The organism is Acinetobacter sp. YH12094 (genome assembly GCF_013419295.1).
GTDB classification, from domain to species: Bacteria; Pseudomonadota; Gammaproteobacteria; order Pseudomonadales; family Moraxellaceae; genus Acinetobacter; species Acinetobacter amyesii.
In genome coordinates, this window is sequence record NZ_VPAK01000002.1 from 56,417 (window position 1) to 80,164 (window position 23,748).

Sequence of the window (23,748 nt, forward strand, 5' to 3'; positions counted from 1 at the left end):
GAAATGGGAGAAGACAGATGACGATGGATCAGAGTCAACTACTGACTATGTGGTTGAAGGAACGTGAAATTCAAAATCAGTCTAAACATACATTGCAAGCGTATGAGCGTGATGTCAGTGATTTTCTCCAATTTTGTACAATACGCAACTTGCCACTGCATGATGTCGAAAAGTCAGATCTGCGTGAATTTGTCGCTTATAAAGTGGAACAGTTTCAGCTCAGTCCAAGTAGTTTGCAGCGCATGTTATCTTCGATACGCCAATTTATGAAATGGGCAGAACAAGGAGATTATCTCAATTTTAATCCTGCAGATGACTTTCAGCTCAAACGCCAATCACGTCCTTTACCTGGATTGGTCGATATTGAAACCATTAAACAAATCATGGAACAGCCTGAGCCAGAAAGTGAAATTCAACGGCAGCTTTGGATACGTGATAAAGCGATTTTGGAGCTGCTATATTCAAGTGGTTTACGTTTGGCTGAAGTGCAGGGCTTAACCATTCGAGATATTGATTTTAATCGCCAACTGTTACGTATTACGGGTAAAGGGAATAAAACCCGCATTGTACCTTTTGGTTCTAAAGCCAAAGAGGCTGTGATGCATTGGTTGCAATTATATCCTGCATGGCATGGTGATTTTGTCCCAGAAGCCCAAGTTTTTATCACTCAAAAAGGTAATCCACTGGGGGTAAGACAAATTGAAAATCGGGTTAAATTTCAAGCTCAACGTGCAGGTGTAAATGTCGATTTACATCCGCACTTATTGCGTCATTGCTTCGCCAGTCATATGTTGTCCAATAGTGGTGACTTGCGTGCTGTACAAGAAATGTTGGGGCATAGTAATTTAACCACCACGCAAATTTATACCCATGTGGATTTTGATCGATTGGCACAAGTTTATGATCAAGCCCATCCACGGGCGCAGCATAAAGATTCGTAACAATTGCAAAAACGACTTTGGTACTCAGTGGTCTAAATTTTGCTTAAATTCACAGGCTAGATTTCACATTTTGCATCCTAAAGTGGTCTACTTCATGAAAATTAAATAAGGATGTGAAAAAATATTGGTAAAATTGACCGACATTTTGAACTATTGTCGCATTATAAAAATTCAAATTATCGGGTATAAAAATTGTCCATTATTGAATTGACGTAAGTGCCGAAGTGAAATTCGCTATTTACTAAATTGCTGTACCGTTAAAAAAATATATAGGCCATACCATGATTTCAGATATTCAAGAAAAATATGACCAGTTAAATGGTCAGCAAAAAGAAATTTTTGCAGGATACGGCTTACGCCAAATCAAGCACTTCGTTGAAATTGGTTTGCCTGAAATAGAAGCTGTATTACCTGAAGGTGCGCAGCTACAAGGGATTAATGCCGATGGAAAAGTTCAGGCGTTTAATGCGGCGACGGGCCAATACTTTATTTGGATTTCGGATAAACAATGGCAGCTTACCAATAAAGCAACTGCTAAATTTGACAGTAAAGAAGATGCCCTCACCATTTGGCGTATTTTTGATTTGGCAAAGTATGAACTTATTGACCTAAGCCACATCCATCGTGACTTTTTGGAAAATCAGCCAGCCTAAACCATTGGTCAAATAAACAACTCATGGGCTATCTTCATTGGTTTTGGATGTTTAGCCCTTATATCACCCGCACCATGACATGTTGTGATGTTTATGAGCAGAGCGTTAAAGTGTCTACCTCGTTTGGTTTTAAGCTTTCAAATAAACATTTGAGATAAGCTAGTGGACGTCTTTGCAAAACTTATGATGCTAAACAAAATCTCTAAATGCCAACCCTTTTCGCTGCTCAGTGATTTAATTCATTCAGTCTTGATAGTGTGAGCCTAAAAATCAATGGTTTTCCTACTTGAGCAATTGAGCTTAAAGACCTCCTTAATAGTTCTCATCCAATTGCCGCAAATCATTATTTTTCTTTGCTTAAAATATAATGAAATACCGCATAGCTAGGTTTTTGCATTCGAGGCTGTGAATAACTGCGTTACTACGTGGTCATTCTTGTAGTATCAGCCTCGTCGTTTCTAATGCTTGAGTTGCTCGTTGGCAGATCAATTGTTTGGTTACAAATCTTCTAACGGTAACTGGAAGCTTTGTTTGATGATTTGGCTAGGTAAATCAGTCTTTACACTAGTGATGCCATTTTTCTTGGTTAAGTGCGTAGACTGAAATTTACGGTAACTTTCTAGGTCAGGAACTACAACTTTGAGCATTGCATCGCACTCACCCAAAATAATGTAGCACTCCATGACTTGAGGAAGTTCTTTCATCGCTTCGATAAAAGTATCGATGGTTTCAGCATCTTGCCCAGTCAACCAAATACGAGAGAATAAAATCAATTGAAAGCCAATCTTTTGTGGATCGACCACGGTGGTGTAATTCTGAATCACACCTGCTTCTTCGAGTAATTTGACCCGACGTAAACAAGAAGAAGGAGAGAGTCCAATTTCCTTGGCTAAGTCATTATTTTGCATACGACCATTATTTTGAAGTGCGCGAATGATATTTTTATCAATACGATCCAGTTTAACTAGAATTGACTTAGAAGATGTCTTCATGAAATAGAATATAATTCTAAAAATAATATCTATTATAGAATATTTGATATCCTATTTTAAAGCGATTCAAACATACTAATTTCACTTTCAGGACATAGAAAGGGAAAATTGAAATGTCTGTATTTGCTTTATTTGCCTTAACGGTAATTCCCCTTATTTTCACACCAGGACCCGATATGCTTTTTATCCTGTCACAAGTGATGGGTAAGGATGCAAAAGCAGGCATGATGGCTACAGTAGGTGTGTGTTCAGGTTATTTGGTTCACTCGATTTTAGTGGCATTGGGTATTGCTGCGATTATCGTGTCATTTCCACTACTGTTTGAAATAATCCGCTGGTTGGGGATTGCTTATCTTTTATATTTGGCGACGCATTTGCTGCGTTCAGTATTTAGCAGTAAAAAATTAAGTATTGAGAAAAAGTCAGCGTCCAACCCGATTAAAAAAGGCTTTTTTACGGCTTTACTGAACCCGAAAGGAATGTTGATATATTTTGCAATTTTGCCGCAATTTATCGATAAATCAGCGAATACCGTGAGTCAAGGTTTGATTTTGTCCTTCATTTTTATTGGGCTGATTTTTGTGGTGTATTGTAGTTTAAGTGTGGTCTTTGCACGTATTACACAAAAAACTGAAATTGATGAACGCAAACAAAAGTGGGTTGATGGTACATCAGGTGGTTTGTTGGCTCTTGCTGCGACATGGTTAATTGCCAATTAAAAACAGCAAATGTAAATAGAAATAAATGCCTTAACTAAAACCTTCGTGAAAGCGGAGGTTTTTTTATATGTGCTGAATATCGACACATATTAAGAACAAGAAAGAGAGAAAAACCCACCAATTAGCTTCGGAAAAGTGAAATTAGCGCAAAATTCATTATGCTTCTATCTTAAATGACAAGTTTAGATATGTTGCCGAATGTGTAGAGGGAAAGCTCTATTTCAGAAAGATTGATCGAAAATTGATATTAAATCAGATCTTTTGATGAGCTAAATCAAGTAAAAAAATAATAAAAATCAATGCTTAAAAAATAACTGAATAATGCGTTTTTTTGGATAACTGAAGCATTCTTTAAAAAATGTGAACGATAAGTTCAAGGAAATTACGCTTTTTTACAGGTCTTTCGATAATTGTGACTTGACCGAAATGCCGTACACATTGCAAGATAGGGCACCTAAAAAATTTAAAGTGAAGAGTTAATATAACTTTTCTCAACATTTACATTTGCTAAAACAGCCGAGGATTACATGAAGGCTCTTGTTGCTGTAAAACGTGTGGTTGATGCCAACGTTAAAGTTCGCGTTAAGCCGGACAACAGTGGTGTTGACTTAACGAACGTTAAAATGTCAATTAACCCATTCTGTGAAATCGCAGTGGAAGAAGCGGTTCGTTTAAAAGAAAAAGGAACTGTTTCAGAAATCGTTGTTGTTTCTATTGGTCCTAAAGAAGCTCAAGAACAAATCCGTTCTTCTATGGCGCTTGGTGCAGACCGCGGTATCCTTGTTGAAGCTGACGACAGCCAGTTAGGTGCACTTGAAGTTGCAAAAATCCTAAAAGGTGTTGTAGACGCTGAACAACCTCAATTAATCCTTCTTGGTAAACAAGCAATTGATGACGACTCTAACCAAGTTGGTCAGATGCTTGGCGCGCTTTTAGGTGCTGGCCAAGGTACTTTCGCTTCAGAAGTTAAAGTTGAAGGCGATAAAGTACAAGTGACTCGTGAAATTGACGGTGGTTTACAAACTGTTGAACTTGCACTTCCTGCAATCATCACAACTGACTTACGTTTGAATGAGCCACGTTATGCTGCTCTTCCAAACATCATGAAAGCGCGTAAAAAACCGCTTGATACTAAGTCACCTGCTGATTATGGCGTTTCACCTGCGACTAAGCTTAAAACTGTTAAAGTTGAAGCTCCTGCAGAACGTAAAGCGGGCGTACAAGTGAAGTCTGTAGACGAGCTTGTAGATAAATTGAAAAACGAAGCGAAAGTGATCTAATACAGAAGGATAAAAATCATGAGTATTTTAGTTATCGCTGAGCACGACAACAAAGCACTAAATGGTGCAACTCTTAACGTTGTTGCTGCAGCGCAAAAAATCGGTGGTGATATCACTGTATTAGTAGCTGGTTCAGGCGCTCAAGCAGTTGCAGACCAAGCAGCTAAAGTTGCGGGTGTAAGCAAAGTATTACTTGCTGACGACGCAGCTTATGCTAATCAATTGGCTGAAAACGTTGCTAAATTAGTTGCTTCTATCGGTGCGGGTTACACTCACATCCTTGCTGCTTCTACGACAACGGGCAAAAACGTACTTCCACGTGCTGCTGCGCTACTTGACGTAAGCATGATCACTGACATCATTGCTGTTGAAGGTCCTAAAACTTTCAAACGTCCAATCTATGCAGGCAACGCGATTGCAACTGTAGAGTCTGGCGAGTCTGTTGTAGTTGCGACTGTTCGTGGTACTGCATTTGATGCTGTTGCAAGCGAAGGCGGCTCTGCTGCAGTTGAAGCTGTTGCATCTACTGGTGATGCTGGTATTTCTAAGTTCGTTTCTGAAGAAATCGTGAAATCTGAACGTCCAGAATTAACAGCTGCGCGTATAGTTGTTTCAGGCGGTCGTGGTGTTGGTTCAGGTGAAAACTATCACACTGTTCTTGATCCATTAGCGGACAAGCTTGGTGCTGCGCAAGGCGCATCTCGTGCAGCTGTTGATGCTGGTTTCGTACCAAACGATATGCAAGTGGGTCAAACAGGTAAAATCGTTGCTCCTGACTTGTACATCGCTGTAGGTATCTCTGGTGCGATTCAGCACTTGGCAGGTATGAAAGAATCTAAAGTGATCGTTGCGATCAACAAAGACGAAGAAGCGCCAATTAACTCAGTAGCTGACTACTGGTTAGTGGGTGACTTGAACACTGTAGTTCCAGAATTAGTATCTAAAATCTAATTTCTGAACACAGTTCAAGACGCTCCTAAGCTTATGGCTTAGGAGCGTTTTTTATTGCGGAATGAATAGTCTGGTAGATCTTCTTGATCATGCTTAATCGATTAACCATACGTGAATGTACATAAATATGCATTGCACTTTTATTTTTCATATTTATGAGAGTGGTGGATTCTTAATTTCGTACTTCAAAATTCTTACGATATTATTTCTTGTTGTCAGTATTAGGCACTACTGTAGCGTAAGCTAAACGTATGTTGAAACTTAAATGGTAAGTAAGCAGGCGCAATCGCTTGGTAATAGGATGGAAATTAATAAATTATAAAAATACAAAGATTTAAAATAAAATAATAAAAATTTATCCTTCAAGTTTGAATCTTAAACTTAAAGCAAGTTTAAAGGATTGTGTATTTTGTGTTAACATTGCTTTTTTATTGAACTTGCCCTCTAGGCGGAGTCTCCCTTTGAAATTTGATTTTCAGTTACCAGTCAGTGTATTGGTGCTGATGATCTGTTGTTTACTTTTTCCTGTTTTACAAAGTATCTCTTTTCCTTTATTTGATGGAATGACTGTTACAGCAGTTGAATCGGTCCAAGCATTGTTATTGCTGTTTTTTGCGATTTTTACTTTTTTCTATATTCGACCACTTGAAATGCAAGATGGAAAGAAACAATTTTGGTTGTGGGCTGTTGCATGGTGGTTGTTGCTATTTGGTCGTAGTATTAGTTGGGGGCGTGACTATTTTCCTGATGTGCCTAAACCGTATTTTCGTTTAATTTCGGTATTCATGATTGCACCAGTCGTCTTTATGCTATTTTCGCCTTATTTGCGTCAAGAAATTGTACATAAACTAAAAACCTTGGCTTTGCCAATTTGGCCATTCGGCTTGGTGATATTGGGCTTATTTATTTCTGATGCAGTTGAGCATAGTCGAAGTCTTAGTTTTTTATTTTTGTACGATTTGGCTTATAAAGATTTCATCGAAGAAGTTTATGAATTTCCGCTTATTTTTGGTTTGTTTCTAACAGCATACCCATGGTTGCAGCATGATCATGTGCCTCAAGAATTAGAGGTCATGCAATATCATAAAGAGTGATTTTTATCACATTTATGGGTCTAAATTTGAAGCTTCGAAAAGAAATATTTTGAACATTAAACAACCTCTATTCGTAGAGGTTTTTTTCACAGCAAATAAAATCAAAATGCTTAAAATAAATACAAAAAATCATGGTTCTAGTGCAAGATGATTGGCACAAAAATCAGGGTTTTTATGCTATACTGTCCGACTTGATTTTTGATATTGGTTCAGTATTTTTTGAACTAATTTTTACAGATTTACGATATATAAATGCGGGCAGAATTCTGCTTGTATAACAAGGAGTATGCATGAGCGTATCGGAAATTAGACCGATTGCCATTGAGGATGAACTGAAGAGCTCATATCTCGATTATGCAATGAGCGTGATTGTGTCACGTGCGTTGCCAGATGTCCGAGATGGTCTCAAACCTGTTCACCGTCGTGTGCTTTTTGCAATGCACGAATTGGGCAATGACTACAACAAAGCTTACAAAAAGTCTGCCCGTGTAGTCGGTGACGTCATCGGTAAATATCACCCACATGGTGACTTAGCTGTATACGAAACCATTGTTCGTATGGCTCAAGATTTCAGCTTACGCTATCAATTGGTTGATGGTCAGGGTAACTTTGGTTCTGTCGATGGTGACAGTGCAGCAGCAATGCGTTATACCGAAGTTCGTATGCGTAAATTAACCCACGAACTTTTAGCGGATCTTGAGAAAGATACCGTAGAGTGGGAAGACAACTACGACGGTTCTGAACGTATTCCACAAGTCATGCCAACACGTGTGCCTAACTTGTTGATTAACGGTGTAGCTGGTATTGCTGTAGGTATGGCAACCAATATGGCTCCGCATAATATGACAGAAGTCATTAATGCATGTCTTGCTTATGCCAACGATCCGCATATCAGCATTGAAGGGTTAATGGAACACATTTCTGGTCCAGACTTCCCTACAGGCGGCATCATTTACGGTAAATCAGGCATTGTCGATGCGTACCGTACTGGTAAAGGTCGTTTGCATATCCGTGGTAAATATCACATTGAAGAAGACCAAAAGTCGGGTCGTAGCACGATTGTCTTCACTGAAATTCCTTATCAAGTTAACAAAGCAAAAACCATTGAACGTATTGCTGAGTTGGTAAAAGAGAAAAAACTTGAAGGTATTTCTGAACTTCGTGATGAATCAGATAAAGAAGGGATGCGTATTGCAATTGACTTGAAGCGTGGTGAAAACGCTGAAGTGATTGTAAATAACCTATTCCAAAATACTCAATTAGAAAATTCATTCAGCATTAACATGGTTTGCCTCGATAATGGTCAGCCTAAGCTAATGAACTTGAAAGATATTATTGCAGCGTTTATCCGTCACCGTCAGGAAGTGGTTACACGCCGTACTATGTTCGAATTGCGTAAGGCACGTGAACGTGGACATATCTTAGAAGGTTTGACGGTTGCACTCGCAAATATCGATGCGATCATTGAAACCATCAAAACATCTGCAAACCCAAGCGAAGCACGCGAACGTTTACAAGCGGGCGAGTGGGCAGGCGGTGGTGTTGTTGCCTTGCTTGAAAAAGCAGGCGCGGTATCTGTCCGTCCAGATGAAATTGAAGGCGAAGATCCAGCACGTCCATTTGGTTTAACAGGTGATATTTATCGTCTGTCTCCAACTCAAGTAGGTGCGATCTTAGAACTTCGTTTACATCGTTTAACTGGTCTAGAACAAGACAAGTTACAAGCTGAATATACAGAAATTCTTGGTCAAATTGCTGAATACACTGCAATTTTGAACGATTTCAACTTATTGATGAACGTGATTAAAGAAGAATTAGCTTTAATCCTTCAGCAATATGGCGATGCACGTCGTACCGATATCGTGGAATCACGTATCGACTTCTCTCGTGAAGATTTAATCCCTGAAGAGCAAATGGTACTAACTGTTTCTAAATCAGGCTATGCAAAAACTCAACCATTGTCAGACTACGCTGCACAGCGTCGTGGTGGACGTGGTAAGTCTGCAACTTCAATGAAAGAAGACGATTACATCCAACATTTGATCGTGACTTCAAACCACGCAACAGTGCTTTGCTTTACCAATGTAGGTAAAGTTTATCGTCTGAAAGTCTATGAAGTGCCTCAAGCATCTCGTGGTGCGAAAGGTCGTCCGATGGTGAACTTATTGCCATTAGATGAAAACGAAACCATCACCGCTATTTTACCAGTGGTCGATGCGCCGAAGAAATTTAAAGAACGTTTGGCTGACTTTAAAGCATTTGTAAAAGCCAATAGTGCACAGTTACAAACCAATGAAGTGATTAATAGTCATTTTGCGGGCTTAGAAGCTGCACTTGCTGAGACTGAAGATGGTGCAGATGATTTATCTGACGCACTTCGTATTCAGTTGAAACAATTGGGTCTAGAGTTATCTACGACTGATCTTGATGATGAAATCATCAATGACTTTGCACAGCAAGCGGAAGCCGTTCGTAAAAACTTCTACGTATTTATGGCAACAGAATACGGTACGATTAAACGTGTTGAGTTAGAACAATTCTCGAATGTTCGTTCAAACGGTCTACGCGCGATTGAACTCAATGGTGATGACACCTTAATCGGTGTTGCCATTACCGACGGCGAACAACAAATCATGTTGTTCTCAAACGAAGGTAAAGCCATTCGTTTTGCAGAAACTGACGTGCGTTCAATGGGTCGTTCTGCCAAAGGTGTTCGTGGTATGCGCGTGACCATTGGTGCAGCAGCTCAAGCTGAAGACGCTGAGGATGCGGATGTAGAGTCTGATGATGACGATACATCTGATTCAGCTCTCATTAGCCGTATAGTGTCATTGGTGGTTGTTCCGGAAACTGGTGAAGTACTTTGTGCTTCAGCTAATGGTTATGGTAAACGTACACCAGTAGATGACTTCCCAACTAAGAAACGTGGCGGTAAAGGTGTTATTGCAATCAAAACATCTGAACGTAACGGTGAACTTGTTGGTGCGGTAGCGATTGATGCGTCTAAAGAGCTGATGTTAATTTCAGATGGTGGTACGTTGGTTCGTACACGTGCGTCTGAAGTGGCACAAACAGGTCGTAATGCTCAAGGTGTTCGTTTGATCCGTTTAGGTGAAAGCGAAATCTTAGTCGGTGTTGTGGCGATCGAAGCAGTTGAAGAAGACGAAACTTTTGAAGAAGTGGAAGCAATCGAAACTGAGCAACTTGTAGATGACTCAACGATTATTGATCAAAATGACAATGAATCAGATCTCAATGAGCCTGAAGAAGACTAATTGAAGATTGAGAAAAGAGGGCGCTACGGCGTCCTTTTTGATAGATGAATAGTATTAACAAAAATTTATATAAACAAGAATAGTGACTTAAATGTATTTCAAAAAATTAATTAGAACCAAAGGAATAGTCATTTGTTTTGCATTAATGGGATGTAGTGAGCCGACGTCTGTAGAGTTTAATGAAGGTATAAAAAAAGAATCATCTATTCCTTATAAGCTGACACCTTTGCAACTTAAACACATTGAGCAATTGTATGTTGCTATACGTGATAAAGATTTAGATCAAATCTAGAAAATAACAGATGAGAAGTTTTATCAAGCTTTGTTAGAAGATCCAACATTATTACCAGAAATATCTTCATATATTCCATATTTTGAAAAAGTTTTAGATTATAAAATGTTGGAATATAAAAGTATTAAAAATAGTGTGCATGGTGAACTAATTGAAGCAAACCTTAAGTATGAATACGAGCAGCAAACTGTATTTTACACCGTATTATTTAAACAAGATGATCCTTTGGCTAAAATTATCGGTAGTCATCTAAAGTTGGTACTTAAATAAACCCTTAGAATTTTCAGTGGTACTTTATTTAAATACATTAAAAGTGAAGCTCATTTACCTTGCGTAAGTGAACAGAGTTTAATTTAATGTACTGTCAACAAGTTGGAAAGAGAAAAGTTAAAGAGATATCTTAATTTTAATATCAACTTTGAAGTTTTATATATACTCAAAAGCTTAAATTAGGAATAAGTGTGGTTATGAAGGCAAATTTTTTGTTACTAGGTTGTGTCATAGCGTTGTCAGGTTGTGACCAAATTGGCCAAAAAGCATTAAATGCAATACCAGACCCAAGTGTTGAACAGACTGAAGTAGCCCAAGCTGCCTATGATCAATTACGTGAAGGCAATTTTGATAAGCTGTACACTTACTTTGAACCAGAACTCAAAGCGAAGTTTGAACAGAATGAAAAAGAGCTGCGTAAATTTGCACGAGGTATTCCGAAACAAGATTACTCACGTAAAAATATAGTGGCTAAGCACATTGAAAAATCGACTGAAAAGCCGTCTTTATATACAGTTACTTATGAGTACGGTTATACCAATAAAAACCTTGTACAGTATGATGTAAGTTTTGATAAACCCGCAGGAAGTAACAAAATTCGAGATTTTAATATTTCAGTTTTTGGCGAAAAAAATAAATAAAATTAGGTAAAAAATAAAACAAACCTGTAAAAAAGGACGCCTAAGCGTCCTTTTTTATGTCATCAAATTAAGCGGCATCTTTTAGATGAGAGGCATAATTTTTTTGTTTTTCAGTATCAAATTGGCCTTCCCATTTACTGATCACCAGTACCGCAAGCGCGTTACCAATCACATTCAGTACAGTACGTGCCATATCTAAAATACGGTCAATACCCGCAATGAATGCCAGACCTTCAAGTGGAATACCGACACTGCCGAGAGTCGCCAGTAAGACCACGAAAGAAACGCCAGGTACACCTGCAATCCCTTTAGAGGTAATCATCAAGGTCAGGACCAGAATCACTTGTTGGGTGATTGTCAGATCAATCCCGTAAAGCTGAGCAATAAAGATAGCCGCAATACTTTGATATAGGGTCGAACCATCGAGGTTAAATGAATAGCCAATTGGAATCACGAAACTGGTAATCGGTTTCGGAGCACCGTAAGCTTCCATTTTTTCCATAATACGGGGGAGGACAGTTTCAGAACTTGCAGTTGAATACGCGAGAATCAATTCATCTTTTAAGATCTTGATAATGGCCCAAACACTGAAGCCACAGAACTTGGCAACGGCACCTAATACTATGAAAATAAAGAAGAAGATTGCACCATAAACTAAAACTGCGAGCTTAAGCAGTGGCACAAGAGAGCTGAAGCCGAAATTCCCAACAGTCGCTGCAATCAAGCCGAATACACCAATAGGTGCAAACATCATGATCATGTGCGTAACTTTAAACATCGTTTCAGAAACAGCGGTCAACACTTTAATTAAAGGTTGTTTTACTTCTTGATCAAGCGCACCTAAACCTACACCAAACATCACAGAGAAAAAGATGATTGGGAGCATTTGACCACTCGTCAAAGCTGCAAAAAAGTTAGATGGAATAAGTGAAAGTATCGTTTGAACCAAACCATGAGAATGTTCACTGACTTCATGTGTTGTTTCTTGATACTTTGAAATATCGACTTGCGTCAATGCAGACATATCAATGCCGGCACCAGGCTGGAATACGTTGGCTGCAACTAAACCGACTATAATAGCAACGGTAGTAATGATTTCAAAATAAATAATTGTTTTGAAACCAAGTTTACCTAAGTTACTACCGTGACTTGTATTGGCAATACCTAAAATAAGCATCGACACAACAAGCGGAATAACGATCATCTTAATGAGGTTAATAAAAATTGAACCTAAAGGCGTCAAAAAGTTATTAACTAAAGCATCACGATATTCAGGAGAATAATGTAGGAAAGCACCAACAAGTATACCTAGAATGAGAGCAATCACGATTTGCCAGGCAAGGCTCACCTTAATCTTTTTCATACATCAGCTCTTATGTCAGATTTGGGAGAAAAAAGCCCACAGTCATCCACGAACAAATGTTGCAGACAGACTGAATCCGCCATGACAAAAAGTTCTGAATAATTTGGGAGATAAATACGATAATATTTTGCAGTTTATATGAGAATACAGCCAACGATTTTGATCAAAACCAAACTGTTTGATCGATAAATTATCATTTTTAGTTGTATAAGCGATTTGATTATTAAGTTTAATTTATAGAACGAATAAAATTGAGTTATTAATGAACACTTCACAAAATCTCTGATTTGCCTAGAAAGATCGAAAAACTAATTGTGAGCCTGTATTTTTCATTTTTATATAGAAGTTTGCTTTATACTTGTGAGGCAGATAAATCAGTGAAAATTCTATAAATCACACAGATTATCCGAACTAAATTTTAACTTTATATATTTTAATAATAACCAGAGGGCTTTTACGGTGTTGAAAAAATTACTCGTCATCATCACTTTAATCTTACCTATAACGGCTTGTGAAAAAATCGGCGATTTATTGATTGCAAAATTCGAATCAAGCCTACCAAGTGAGACAAGTTCACAGCGTGCGAAGTCAGAAAAATTATTCGCAGCACTACACCAACCCCATCAAGACAGCTTTTTAGCATTGGTTGAAGAAAATGTTCGTGATGCGATGCTAGCAGATCCAGAGCTGTTTTCACGTATGAAAAAGCTGATTCCTGCAGGTCAACCTAGCGCTGAAGCGGAAGTGATTCAGCGAATGGCAAATACTCGGCTGGGAGAAGGTAAGACCACAACAATTGTGTATAAATATGATTATCCGCAAAAAGAACTGTATATGAGTGTGGTCTTTGCAGGTCATGATGGAGACGATAAAGTGAAAGGATTCTGGCTTGAAAACGCTGCAGAAAAAGAATCAGATGATTTGGTTACTGAGATCACCTCAGATGCAGATGATTTTAATATTCAAGTGGATGAAGCATCGACTGTGACGCCAACAGCTTACAGTTAATAGGTGGCAGAAAGAATTAAAATTTGAGACATGCTAAGAAGCAAAGCGTTCGAGTCTATGATGAATAGGTTTGAACGCATTTCGCTTGAGACCAGACATGTCTTACAGCACAAACAGTTTTATCTTTTGGCAAAATTTAAACGCCAGACAGCAAGACATAAAAAAATCAGTCCAATAGCTGAAAGGTAAAGCAGTTTAGGAATGACGATTGCTGTTGGCACACCCATCTGATTGAGTTGAAGGAACATTTGAATGCCTTGGGTCGAAGGTAATGCTTGAGCGAGTATTTGCATCCATTCAGGCATAGCTGCATGTGGCCATGCCGTTCCCGAAAGTAAAAATAGCGGAATAGAACTAAAAACGATGACATGTCCTGCACGTTCTGGCAGGTCAAGAAAGGTGGCTAGATAGAGCGTCATCGCAATAATACAACTGAGGAAGATGGGTACAGCAATGAACATGCCCCACAAATTTCCACCCCGTGGATAGTCATTCAGCCAAAAGGTAAAACCAAATAAATAGAAGCACCCCAAAGTTCCAATGGTCAAAATACACAAGAAAATGCCAGCTAATTGTGTATAGCTTGGACGCCATGTGGTGTTTTGTCGATAGGTCGCAATAAGCATGCACAGACCCAATAAAATCGTCTGATGAATAATTAAGGGAGCAACCGCTGGGAAAATATAGCTGCCATAGCCTGAAAGTGGATTAAATAATGGAATCTTATGGATAGATAAAGCTGGGCTAAAATCGGATATGTTCTGAAATTTTTCTGCATATTCGCCGAGAGCATTTTCCATCGAACTGGCTAAACCTAAGCCAATTTTTTGCGTCTTTAGAAAGTTTGCAGCACTGAGATATAAACCAATTCCACCTGTTTCACCACGGCGAATGCTATTTGAAAGATTACTCGGCAACAGTAAAATCCCGTCAGCTTGCTGACTTCGGAGCATATTTTCAGCTTCCGCAAAATTACCAGTCACAGCTCGAATTTCTACATTGGGACTATTGGCTACAGCACCAATAATCGTATTGGTGAGTATGCTTTGTTCCTCATCCACCACAATGATAGGGAGCGATTCTGCGTGTTCCGCTTGATAAGCAATGGGATAAAAAAAACTGTAAAGAAAAACAGAAAGCACTAAGGTGGTAAAAATCGAACTGTGCTTCACAATATCTTTAAAGCTTTGAATATAGTGTCTGAGCAAAGTTGATAGAAATGACACGATTTTATTCATATGATTTGCTCCTTCAGTACTTTCCGTAAAAAGAAGCTGGCAAGAACCAAATAGAACAGACAGTAAATGATCAGGGTGACAAGCGGTGTGATTGAAATGGAGATTGGGCTACCAATGACCCATTGTTCTGTTTGTAATTTGGCATAAGGCGTATAGGGAATAATATTGGCCCAGAATTTTGTAAACATCGGCGCGTTATTCAGCGGCAATGTCACCCCTGCAAAACTTAGTGATGAGCCACCATATACCGCTATAAAACCAAAGGACTTGGTGAGATCACGTGTCGCCAAAACTACAGTAGAGCTGATAAAGGCATAGGCTGTATAAAAAAACAATTGCCCGAGCAAAATGAGCAATAATGAACCCTGAACAAACCAACCTCGAAACGCGATTAGCCACAACATCCACGCCCATGTCCAAGCGGTAAAAATGAAAACATAACTGAGATTTTTAGCGATTAAAGCTTGAAAGATAGAACTTGGATTCACCCATTGATTTACAGTGCCATATTTGATTTCTTGACCAACCGAAAATGCGACACAGCAACACAGTAATAAATGCAGAATCGCAGGAATCATATAAGGCTCTAAATAGAACTCATAATTTAAACCCGGATTATATAAGGGTGAAATTTTAACATTGGGCGTCGGTGCATCGAGGTAGGGGATGCTATTTTCTAAATACTGATGACCACTAAAATCGGCCATGGCTTGCAGTGTACTCAGTAACATGGCTGATGAAATACTATTGCCGACACTAAAATAGCTTTGGTTATAGGCAATGCTGATTTCTGCATCTTTTGCTTGAACCAGTCGTTGCTCTGCGCCAGCAGGAATATGAATATAGCCCCAAATGTGGGTTTGATTTATCAGCTTTTCAGCATCGTCCATACTAGGTGTAATGGTAGCTACTTTTAAAGTATGGTTGAGCTGCGCAAAATGAGTAATGTTACGGCTTAAACTGCTTTGATCTTGGTCTATGATCGCGATGGGTAAATGATCTGGTTTGCCTTGAGCAAACATATTAGTAAAGAGCAAAATCACAAGGGCAGGGGCAAGTGTGACCATACACAAGTCCCATTTATGCTGCATCAAATAGCGAAACTCACGCAGAATGCCCCTAAACATTATTTATGCTCTTCAATTTTAAACAAAACGCTCATACCCACTTTTAAGTCAGCAATCGGCTGAGCGGGTTTTAGTTGGACTTTAAAACTACGAATGTCATAGCCGCCCGTTTGTCGCGTGGTTTTAATCGTTGCAAATTCACCTTCGGCTTCTATGTGATCAATTTTAAAATCGGCAGATTTGTTTAGCGCCGGTATAAATCCTTGCATGGTCTTGAGTTGATACACTTGAGCATACTGGTCTTCACGAACATTTAAGCTAATCCACAAGCTATCATTTTGAATCAGACTCACTACGGGCACACCCATCGCAACTAATTCTGAAACTTTGCCATAGGTTTTTGAAATGGTGCCATTGGAGGGTGCAAATAACTTGGTTTCAGCCTCAAGTGCATTGGCTTCAGCCAACGCGGCTTGCGCAATCTTGACTTGGGCATCTGCCGAGCTTTGTTGTTGCGGTGTACTGCCACGTTTTGCACGCGCATATTGTTGATAAGACGCTTCTGTCATTTGTGCAGCAGACACTGCGGCAGCTTGCATTTCATCACGGCGTTGTCGTGAAATGACACCTTCTTTATAAAGGTTTTGACCACGTTGGTAGGTGGTTTGCGCCAATTGTTGCTGTGCTTTTAGACTTTGCCAATTGGCATATAAACTATCAATATTTTCTTGTTGAGAGCCACGTTCAGCTGTGGATTGCAGTGCTTGCGCAGATTGGAGTGCAGCTAAAGCCTGTTGTTTCTTTGCATCGACTTCGGGGCTGGTTAAACGAACCAGTGCTTGACCTGCTTGTACTTTTTCACCGTCATGCACATATATTTCTTCGATACGACTGGGTACTTTGGTACTAATGTGGATGGTTTCAGCCTCCACTCGACCTTGTAATTCAACCTGCTTGGGCTGATAACTTTTCCATAAGCCAAATGCAATCAATGCCAAAAGCAGAACTAAGACAATGCCAATCACGAGCTTGATCAAAGCAGATTTATTGCGACTTTGCACTGAGCTTTTTTTCGTCTCTGCATCAGTATTGGTATTCACTTTCTTTGGAGTATCCTCAGCAGTATTTGCTGTAAACGAAACGTTTGAACTCGAGACATTGGATTGGGATGTTTCAGCATTCGCAGAGGCATCTTCTTGGTGATCAGTTGGTTCCTGATTCATATTGTTTCCCCTCGGCTAAACTTAGCGAATATAGTCGGTGTGTGATTGATTGATATAGCTTTGGAACTGGTCAATGCTCCCGTGACTTTGTAGCAGTGTTGCGAGTGACATCACGTATTTATAAGCATTGAGCGCCATTTCACTTTGTAGCCCACTCAGTGCATTTTGTGCATCAATGACTTGTGTGGCTGTTCCCATATCTTCCTTAAATGAAAGTTGTTGGATTCTTAAATTTTCTTGTGCGGCTTTTAGATTTTGCTGTAACAACAGGTGACTTTGCTGAGCGCTGGTGACTTCATTAAATGAGCTATAAATCAGGCTTTCAATTTCTTGTTTGGTACGCTCAGTCATTAACTCAGATGCATAGCGTTGAAGTTCAGCAGCTTGTACGGATTTGTTTTTATCAATACCTGAAAATAAGTTGTAGCGAGCGGCAACACCAACGATCCAGTTTTGTTTATCGTCGAGACTATATTCGCCAAATGCAAAGACGTTGGGTTTTTTTGCTGCGCTTTGGGCTTTCACATTGGCACCGGCCAATTGACTGTCCAATTGCATTTTACGTACCAAACTAGACTGATCCTGATAACTTTTCAGCAAGGCGGTTATATTTTGATTGTGTTGCTGATTGATAAATAATGGCGTTGAAAGATCAGTAATTTGGCTGCTTTGCATTAAGTTGTTTAACTTAAATAAGCTAGAGCGAAAATTCGCTTCAGTATTTTGAAAAGTTCTGAGCGCATTATTCTTCGCCACTTCAAATTGCATACGCTGGCCTTTGCTAATAAAACCCTGTTGTTCCATTTTGAGTGCATTGGCATAGTGTTGTTGCATCGCATTTAAATTGAAGCGGCTGCTTTCGACTAATTTTTTTTGTAATTGAGCATTGAAGTAGGCTTGGATTAATTCAAAACGTTGCACATCTTGTTGTTGTTCACTGCTTATCGCGCTGCGTTTGGCTTGGATATTGGCAATTTCCTTGGCGCTAGACGTTAACCCACCGGTATACAGCGGCATCATTACGGAAACGGTAGGGCGGATCACTTGATCATCTAAGACCACTTGGGAAGAATCTGGAATTAATCCGACACCATCACGGATTGGCTGTTGCAGACTGTCTTTTAATGGGTCTGCCAAATCACTCGGTAAGCTTTCATCAATTTTATTATTAATGCCATTACTCAGCGTTTGTTCTAAGTTATTTTTTAAGGCACCGAGAGGAATATCGAGTTCATTATGAAAGGCATAGGCACGGACGTTTAAATCCACACGAGGTAAACCAAGCCCTTTAATGGCCTGAGCTTGAAGTTCGGCAGATTGTTGTAGTGCTTGGTTGGCCTGAGTACTATACGAACTAGTGAGTAGACTTTGTTCTGCTTGGCTATAACTGATACTTTGCGCAAGTACCGTGGGGCTAAAAAAGCCACTGAAACAACCAAGGCCAAGCAGTAAACCTGAACGAAATGTATGTTTAATTTTTATAGAATAATCTGTTCGAGGTAAAGGCATAAAAACACACTCACAGCTAGGATGGGTTCATTATAGTCATTGTGATGAAGTTGGGTAAATTCACTAAGTTGTTGTATTGTTTCATATACATATGTAAATAAATTTTATCTTTGCAGCGCACGTCATTTTTCGCACATCAAGACCTTAAATTAGCATCAATTCAAGGGATAAAAAATATCAGTAAATCTAATAATTTGAATTAAGAAGAATTAATTTTGATCTTTATTGAAATTTTGACTTTAAATGTCAGACAGCATTGGAATATTTTCAGCTTTAACTACTGCAAGCACGCGTCAGATATGGTTAAATGCCATCATTTTATTGTGTTTCACTTTGAAAGGAAAACTCATGCGCGCGTACAACTTCTGTGCTGGTCCTGCTGCATTACCCACTGCCGTTTTAGAAAAAGCTCAAGCTGAAATGCTTGACTGGCAAGGCAAAGGCCTTTCGATCATGGAAATGAGCCACCGTAGTAAAGACTATGTTGCTGTGGCAGAGAAAGCAGAAGCTGATCTTCGTAAGCTGATGAATATTCCAGACAACTATAAAGTGTTATTCCTTCAAGGTGGCGCATCACTTCAATTCTCTGCGATCCCATTAAACCTATTGGGTAAAAACAGCAAAGCAGACTATATCCACACTGGTATTTGGTCTGAAAAAGCGTTGAAAGAAGCACAGCGTTATGGCGACATTAATGTCGTTGAAGCGGGTACCACCATTGACGGTAAACTTGCGATTACTGATCAAAGCACTTGGAACTTATCTGATGATGCGGCTTATGTGCATTATGCAGATAATGAAACCATTGGTGGTCTTCAGTTTGCCAACATTCCTGAAACAGACAAACCATTGGTTGCCGATTTTTCATCAAGCATTTTATCTGCACCATTAGACGTCTCTAAGTTCGGTTTAATCTATGCAGGCGCTCAGAAAAATATTGGTCCGGCTGGTTTAACTTTAGTGATTATTCGTGATGATTTATTGGATCAAGCGAAAGCAGATATTCCAAGTATCTTGAAATATTCAGCTCAAGCGAAAAATGGTTCAATGGTGAATACACCATCAACTTATGCATGGTACTTATCTGGCCTCGTTTTTGAATGGTTACTTGAGCAGGGCGGTGTAGACGCAATTTATAAAGCGAATATGGCAAAAGCTGAATTGCTTTATGGTTATATCGATTCAAGCGATTTTTATGCAAATCCAATTGCAAAAGAATTCCGTTCAATAATGAACGTACCATTCACTTTGGCGAATCCAGATTTGGAAAAACAATTCTTGAAAGAAGCTGAAGAAAACCACTTGCTTAATTTAGCCGGTCACCGTTCAGTGGGTGGTATGCGTGCAAGTATTTATAATGCTGTTCCGCTAGAAGGTGTTCAAGCACTGGTTAACTTTATGGATGACTTTGCAAAACGCAACGCATAATTGTAAAGGCATAAAAAAACCGGCAAATGCCGGTTTTTTTATTGAATAGATTAAAAAATAAAAGTATGTAAAACGTATGCACAAATCAGCATACCTAACATAAAAAATAAGCAGGACATTGGCTCGATTTGATATCGAGATTCCATGTGATGGTCAACTTGCGATAAGTTTTCTTCTTGCACGACTTTCATAGATATTCTTTCCGATCTATTTATCGTTAATTACTATTTCTTAAACGCATTTTTAACATAATTATTTGATTAAATAAAGTACTATCTGCCGTAAACTTACTAAACTATTTAGTTTATTTAAAAATAAGCAACTGAATTGATAAATTTAGTTTCATAAATTTCCTATCTTATTTATTTATATTAGATTTTTATATTTTATCCTTTGTAGATGGATTTATTTAGCAGCATTATTTTGAATTTAATATTGTGGATAAGTTATTTTAATTTGAATTTAAAAATAGAATATATTGACTGGTTTATGGATAAGAAATATTCAATCATTTAAATATTCAGCGAATACACATGATTAGCGAGAAATAAAAAAACCGCACTGAGGCGGCTTTTTTTATTTGAAATAGGGTTTTTGAATTCAAATTAGGCAGATTTCGCGTAAATATTGGCTTGTATCCACAGGTTGCCACGAATATATTGCCCAACATTGAAATCTTTATGCGCCGGATTTCTTGTTGCAACACGAACAATCACCGCTTCTTGGTTTTCTTCGTGGATTAAGGTCACATCATACAGCGTATAGTCTTGCTCTTTAAATTGCATGGCAGTTTTGCCAACAATATGCCCTTGGAACCATGCTTCGTCTTCTTGTCCGAGGTTTTCACCATATAGGTATGCAACCATTTTAGAAAAATCGACGGTGACTGGTGCTTTGTCATCTTCAGACTTTGGTTGCCACGCTTTAATTTGTTCGTGTAAGTCTGCAGGGGCAACACCGTTGTTTGCTGCCAATATATCGTTTAAAGCACGATGATGTTTAATCGATGCAGGATCATCAACAACAAGCTGTTCATGTTCTGCGACAGCTTCGAGTTCATAGGCCCAAGCATTGAGTTGCACACTGTAGGTTACATCTTTTTCATATTGGTCGTGATTGACGCTATATAAACTATCAAAAGCATACACACTGGTATTTGCGCCTAAGTCGAGGCAAAGCACAGCTTGCGTATTGGATTTACAGGTAATAATACGTTCAATGGTGGCTTTGGTTTTATATGGGCTATCAAAACTTGGAAATGCAGTTTTAACGGCTTTAGGTTTATTATTTTCTACAGCAATCACTTGGCAAAGTTGAATAGACGCTAGAGATGGACCTTGAATCAGCCATGTACTTTGATCCATATCAGATTCTTGTGCACATAAGCCCATCGGCATAATGGGTGCATCCAATGCCTGACCCAGCCAAACTGGTACATCCGTTGTCGGGTTGCCTGTAAGCAAATTCCAATGTTCAACATGACTACCAAAAGTTTGATCTTCAATAGTGATAATTTCAGGGCTATTTTGTTTTTTCATATGCACAATTGATATTGGGTTGGTTTCATAATTAATAAATCGAGGGTTATTTGAAATTTTCAAGTCACCGACGTCATATTTATCATGAAATCATGCATAAAAAATGTTTTCAGTAGGATTTAAATGTTAAAGCATTGGAAAATAGGCTCAACTTTGGCTCATTTTGCAGCTTTTCGATTCTCATGATTAGAGAAATGTAGATCCATTCAGCGGATGCAGATCCCCAAATTGTCATGTAGATTTGTTACTATGAGTTATGTTTAAAAGTGAATGGAAAATCAGTGCTACCATTTAAATTATGGGTGGATGCAGATGCGTTACCACGCATTTTACGTGATGTAATTATTCGTGCTTCTGATCGTTACCAGTTAGAAGTCACTTTTGTCGCCAATCAAAATGTTGGGATAACGCCTTCGGTCCGAATTAACTCGATTCAAGTCATGAGTGGGGCAGATGCAGCGGATAAAGAAATTATTCAGCGCATGAAAGAGCACGACATCGTGATGACACAGGATATTCCACTTGCTGCTGAAGTGATTGAGCGGGGCGGTATAGCGATACATCCTCGGGGTGAGATTTATACCACAGCAAATGTCAAAGCACGTCTACACTTACGCGACTTTATGGATACTTTACGGGGCGCAGGTGTGCAAACCGGTGGTCCAGCACCGATTTCTGAACGTGATAAGCGCGAATTTTCTAGTAGCTTAGATCAAACCATTCAAAAGCAAAAACGTAAAACGGCGCAGAAGTAAAAACCATGCCATCTAAAACAAATCTAGCGACGACCTATGCGTTGTTGGTGTTCATTTGGTCGACTACGCCACTTGCCATCGTTTGGAGTGTCAGTGATATCAATGCGTTTTGGGCACTGACATTACGCTTTTTTATCGCATTACCCTTGGCTGTCGCATTATTGTTTATTTTTAAACATAAACTTCCGATGGATAAAACCTCGCTGCACAGTTATTTGGCGGGGGCATTTAGTTTTATTGGTTCTCAGATTTTTACCTATATGGCAACGGCCTATCTCAGCTCAGGCATTATTGCCCTGATGTTTGGTTTGGCACCAATTATGACGGGTCTGATCGGTCGTTTCTTCTTTCATACCTATCTGCATCGCTTGCAATGGATGGGGATGTTGATTGCCGTCTGTGGTTTAGCCATTATTTGCTTAGGCGGCAGTGATCAGCACGTACAGCCTGTTGGCATCGTCTTAATGTTAATGAGCGTATTCGTCTACTGTATGTCGATTTTTTGGGTGAAAAAAGTCAATGCGCCATTGCAGCCCATGTCTCAAGCCACGGGTTCGATTCTTATCTCAGCCCTATTTTCTGCTGCAATGCTACCGTTTATTTGGCAATATGCACCGACACAGATGCCTTCGACCAAAGCGCTCATCGGCTTATTTTATGCAGTGATTATGGCTTCATTGATTGCAATGTTTTGTTATTTCAAACTGGTACAAAACATTAAGGCGACAACTTTATCTTTAACAACAGTTCTCACACCCATGCTTGCTATGCTCTTTGGTGCTTTACTGAATGATGAAAAATTATCATTGATGGTTTTACTTGGTGCTGTGATTCTATTATCAGGCTTGTTTGTTTATTTTTATAAAGATTTTCGGGCGAACAGAGAGCTCGCCCACAAATTAAAACATTGATTAAAAATCACTCTTTGTTTTGGGTCAGTGCGATACACTCTGCAAGTTTGACGCGGTCTTGAGGGAGCAGTGTGATAAAATAGGCACCCGTACGGTACAAGTTGCTTTCTTCTTCACGGCTATAAACCACTTGTGCAGTTGCCGCAATATGGAAGAAATTTTCAGGGTGGCTTAAGGTCACATGGATATAAGTACCTTCTTTAATCGCGCGTTCGCTAAAAAAGCTCAGACCGGTCTCGGAAAAATTCACATGCTCAGGCACTGGTAACATGCTTTGTACAATTGCGTCGTATAAAGAACCCGTAATAAGGTTTAACTTTTGGTTAAATAAGGATAAGATTCGAGCAATTTGTTGATCTTTCTCAGCTAATTGTTCTAATTCGTAGTTGAGTGCATGATCAAATTGATCTAATTCAGCAAGTAGTAGAAAATAGCGCGGCAATACAAAATTAGGATCGTAAGGATCATTCAGTGCAACATCATCAGAGATAATCTGATAGTTGATGCGCAAAGCAGCATCGATACGCGACATTACACGGCGTTCAGTTTGAACGCTTTGATGCTGTAAGTTTTCCATAATATATATTACCTCGGACTAGA

At 39.1% G+C, this 23,748-nt stretch carries 21 protein-coding genes; 13 read left to right on the forward strand and 8 right to left on the reverse strand.

The window, feature by feature from the left end; genetic code table 11:
* The first annotated feature begins 17 nt into the window (after nt 1–17).
* The gene (locus FTU34_RS01815) at nt 18–941 is read left to right on the forward strand and encodes a tyrosine recombinase XerC (RefSeq protein ID WP_168378268.1); all 924 of its coding nucleotides are present in this window, start codon (nt 18–20) and stop codon (nt 939–941) included.
* A gap of 281 nt (nt 942–1,222) precedes the next feature.
* On the forward strand, nt 1,223–1,594 hold the full coding sequence (locus tag FTU34_RS01820; protein ID WP_168378267.1) for a hypothetical protein: 372 nt from the start codon (nt 1,223–1,225) through the stop codon (nt 1,592–1,594).
* Nucleotides 1,595–2,091: 497 nt separating this feature from the next.
* On the opposite strand, the gene FTU34_RS01825 is transcribed toward FTU34_RS01820, so the two are convergent.
* On the reverse strand, nt 2,092–2,586 hold the full coding sequence (locus FTU34_RS01825; RefSeq protein WP_078190405.1) for an Lrp/AsnC family transcriptional regulator: 495 nt from the start codon (nt 2,584–2,586) through the stop codon (nt 2,092–2,094).
* A gap of 113 nt (nt 2,587–2,699) precedes the next feature.
* Here FTU34_RS01825 and FTU34_RS01830 point away from each other — a divergent pair, with 113 nt between their 5' ends.
* The 7 genes from FTU34_RS01830 (at nt 2,700) to FTU34_RS01860 (ending at nt 11,108) form a co-directional block, all read left to right on the forward strand.
* Nucleotides 2,700–3,305: a LysE family translocator gene (locus FTU34_RS01830; RefSeq protein ID WP_180034399.1), complete on the forward strand. Its 606-nt coding sequence runs from the start codon at nt 2,700–2,702 to the stop codon at nt 3,303–3,305.
* 527 nt (nt 3,306–3,832) lie between these two features.
* Entirely contained in the window at nt 3,833–4,585 is a 753-nt protein-coding gene (locus FTU34_RS01835; protein WP_078192067.1) for an electron transfer flavoprotein subunit beta/FixA family protein, read from the forward strand.
* Between the two features lie 18 nt (nt 4,586–4,603).
* Nucleotides 4,604–5,536: an FAD-binding protein gene (locus tag FTU34_RS01840; RefSeq protein WP_111883923.1), complete on the forward strand. Its 933-nt coding sequence runs from the start codon at nt 4,604–4,606 to the stop codon at nt 5,534–5,536.
* 461 nt (nt 5,537–5,997) lie between these two features.
* Nucleotides 5,998–6,630: a hypothetical protein gene (locus tag FTU34_RS01845; protein WP_180034398.1), complete on the forward strand. Its 633-nt coding sequence runs from the start codon at nt 5,998–6,000 to the stop codon at nt 6,628–6,630.
* A 290-nt stretch (nt 6,631–6,920) separates the two neighbouring features.
* On the forward strand, nt 6,921–9,905 hold the full coding sequence (gene gyrA / locus FTU34_RS01850) for a DNA gyrase subunit A (protein ID WP_180034397.1): 2,985 nt from the start codon (nt 6,921–6,923) through the stop codon (nt 9,903–9,905).
* Nucleotides 9,906–10,227: 322 nt separating this feature from the next.
* Nucleotides 10,228–10,467, forward strand: coding sequence for a hypothetical protein (locus FTU34_RS01855; RefSeq protein WP_180034396.1), 240 nt, complete (start codon nt 10,228–10,230; stop codon nt 10,465–10,467).
* A 197-nt stretch (nt 10,468–10,664) separates the two neighbouring features.
* The gene (locus FTU34_RS01860) at nt 10,665–11,108 is read left to right on the forward strand and encodes a DUF3887 domain-containing protein (protein WP_111883927.1); all 444 of its coding nucleotides are present in this window, start codon (nt 10,665–10,667) and stop codon (nt 11,106–11,108) included.
* 67 nt (nt 11,109–11,175) lie between these two features.
* On the opposite strand, the gene gltP is transcribed toward FTU34_RS01860, so the two are convergent.
* Nucleotides 11,176–12,471, reverse strand: a complete 1,296-nt coding sequence (gltP, locus tag FTU34_RS01865) for a glutamate/aspartate:proton symporter GltP (RefSeq protein WP_180034395.1) — start codon at nt 12,469–12,471, stop codon at nt 11,176–11,178.
* 462 nt (nt 12,472–12,933) lie between these two features.
* Here gltP and FTU34_RS01870 point away from each other — a divergent pair, with 462 nt between their 5' ends.
* Nucleotides 12,934–13,479 carry a hypothetical protein gene (locus tag FTU34_RS01870; RefSeq protein ID WP_180034394.1) on the forward strand — a complete coding sequence of 182 codons (546 nt, stop codon included), beginning with the start codon at nt 12,934–12,936 and terminating at the stop codon, nt 13,477–13,479.
* Nucleotides 13,480–13,598: 119 nt separating this feature from the next.
* On the opposite strand, the gene FTU34_RS01875 is transcribed toward FTU34_RS01870, so the two are convergent.
* The 4 genes from FTU34_RS01875 to FTU34_RS01890 are packed head-to-tail and all read right to left on the reverse strand — an operon-like array spanning nt 13,599 to nt 18,516.
* Nucleotides 13,599–14,717, reverse strand: coding sequence for an ABC transporter permease (locus tag FTU34_RS01875; protein WP_180034393.1), 1,119 nt, complete (start codon nt 14,715–14,717; stop codon nt 13,599–13,601).
* Entirely contained in the window at nt 14,714–15,844 is a 1,131-nt protein-coding gene (locus FTU34_RS01880) for an ABC transporter permease (protein WP_180034392.1), read from the reverse strand. The genes FTU34_RS01875 and FTU34_RS01880 overlap by 4 nt, the downstream gene beginning before the upstream one ends.
* Nucleotides 15,844–17,007, reverse strand: coding sequence for an HlyD family secretion protein (locus tag FTU34_RS01885; protein WP_180034391.1), 1,164 nt, complete (start codon nt 17,005–17,007; stop codon nt 15,844–15,846). Before FTU34_RS01885 ends, FTU34_RS01880 begins: the two co-directional genes overlap by 1 nt.
* A 21-nt stretch (nt 17,008–17,028) precedes the next feature.
* The gene (locus FTU34_RS01890; protein WP_180034390.1) at nt 17,029–18,516 is read right to left on the reverse strand and encodes a TolC family protein; all 1,488 of its coding nucleotides are present in this window, start codon (nt 18,514–18,516) and stop codon (nt 17,029–17,031) included.
* Between the two features lie 348 nt (nt 18,517–18,864).
* Between FTU34_RS01890 and serC the strand changes: the two genes are divergently transcribed.
* A complete protein-coding gene (gene serC, locus FTU34_RS01895) occupies nt 18,865–19,944 on the forward strand; it encodes a 3-phosphoserine/phosphohydroxythreonine transaminase (RefSeq protein ID WP_111884024.1) in 1,080 nt (359 codons plus the stop codon).
* A gap of 605 nt (nt 19,945–20,549) precedes the next feature.
* On the opposite strand, the gene FTU34_RS01900 is transcribed toward serC, so the two are convergent.
* Nucleotides 20,550–21,482, reverse strand: coding sequence for a hypothetical protein (locus FTU34_RS01900; RefSeq protein WP_180034389.1), 933 nt, complete (start codon nt 21,480–21,482; stop codon nt 20,550–20,552).
* Between the two features lie 266 nt (nt 21,483–21,748).
* Between FTU34_RS01900 and FTU34_RS01905 the strand changes: the two genes are divergently transcribed.
* Both FTU34_RS01905 and FTU34_RS01910 read left to right on the forward strand, forming a co-directional pair.
* Nucleotides 21,749–22,237: a YaiI/YqxD family protein gene (locus FTU34_RS01905; RefSeq protein WP_372491130.1), complete on the forward strand. Its 489-nt coding sequence runs from the start codon at nt 21,749–21,751 to the stop codon at nt 22,235–22,237.
* Between the two features lie 5 nt (nt 22,238–22,242).
* On the forward strand, nt 22,243–23,148 hold the full coding sequence (locus FTU34_RS01910) for a DMT family transporter (RefSeq protein WP_111883935.1): 906 nt from the start codon (nt 22,243–22,245) through the stop codon (nt 23,146–23,148).
* 7 nt (nt 23,149–23,155) lie between these two features.
* On the opposite strand, the gene FTU34_RS01915 is transcribed toward FTU34_RS01910, so the two are convergent.
* A complete protein-coding gene (locus FTU34_RS01915) occupies nt 23,156–23,725 on the reverse strand; it encodes a PilZ domain-containing protein (protein ID WP_078192054.1) in 570 nt (189 codons plus the stop codon).
* Between the last annotated feature and the right edge of the window lie 23 nt (nt 23,726–23,748).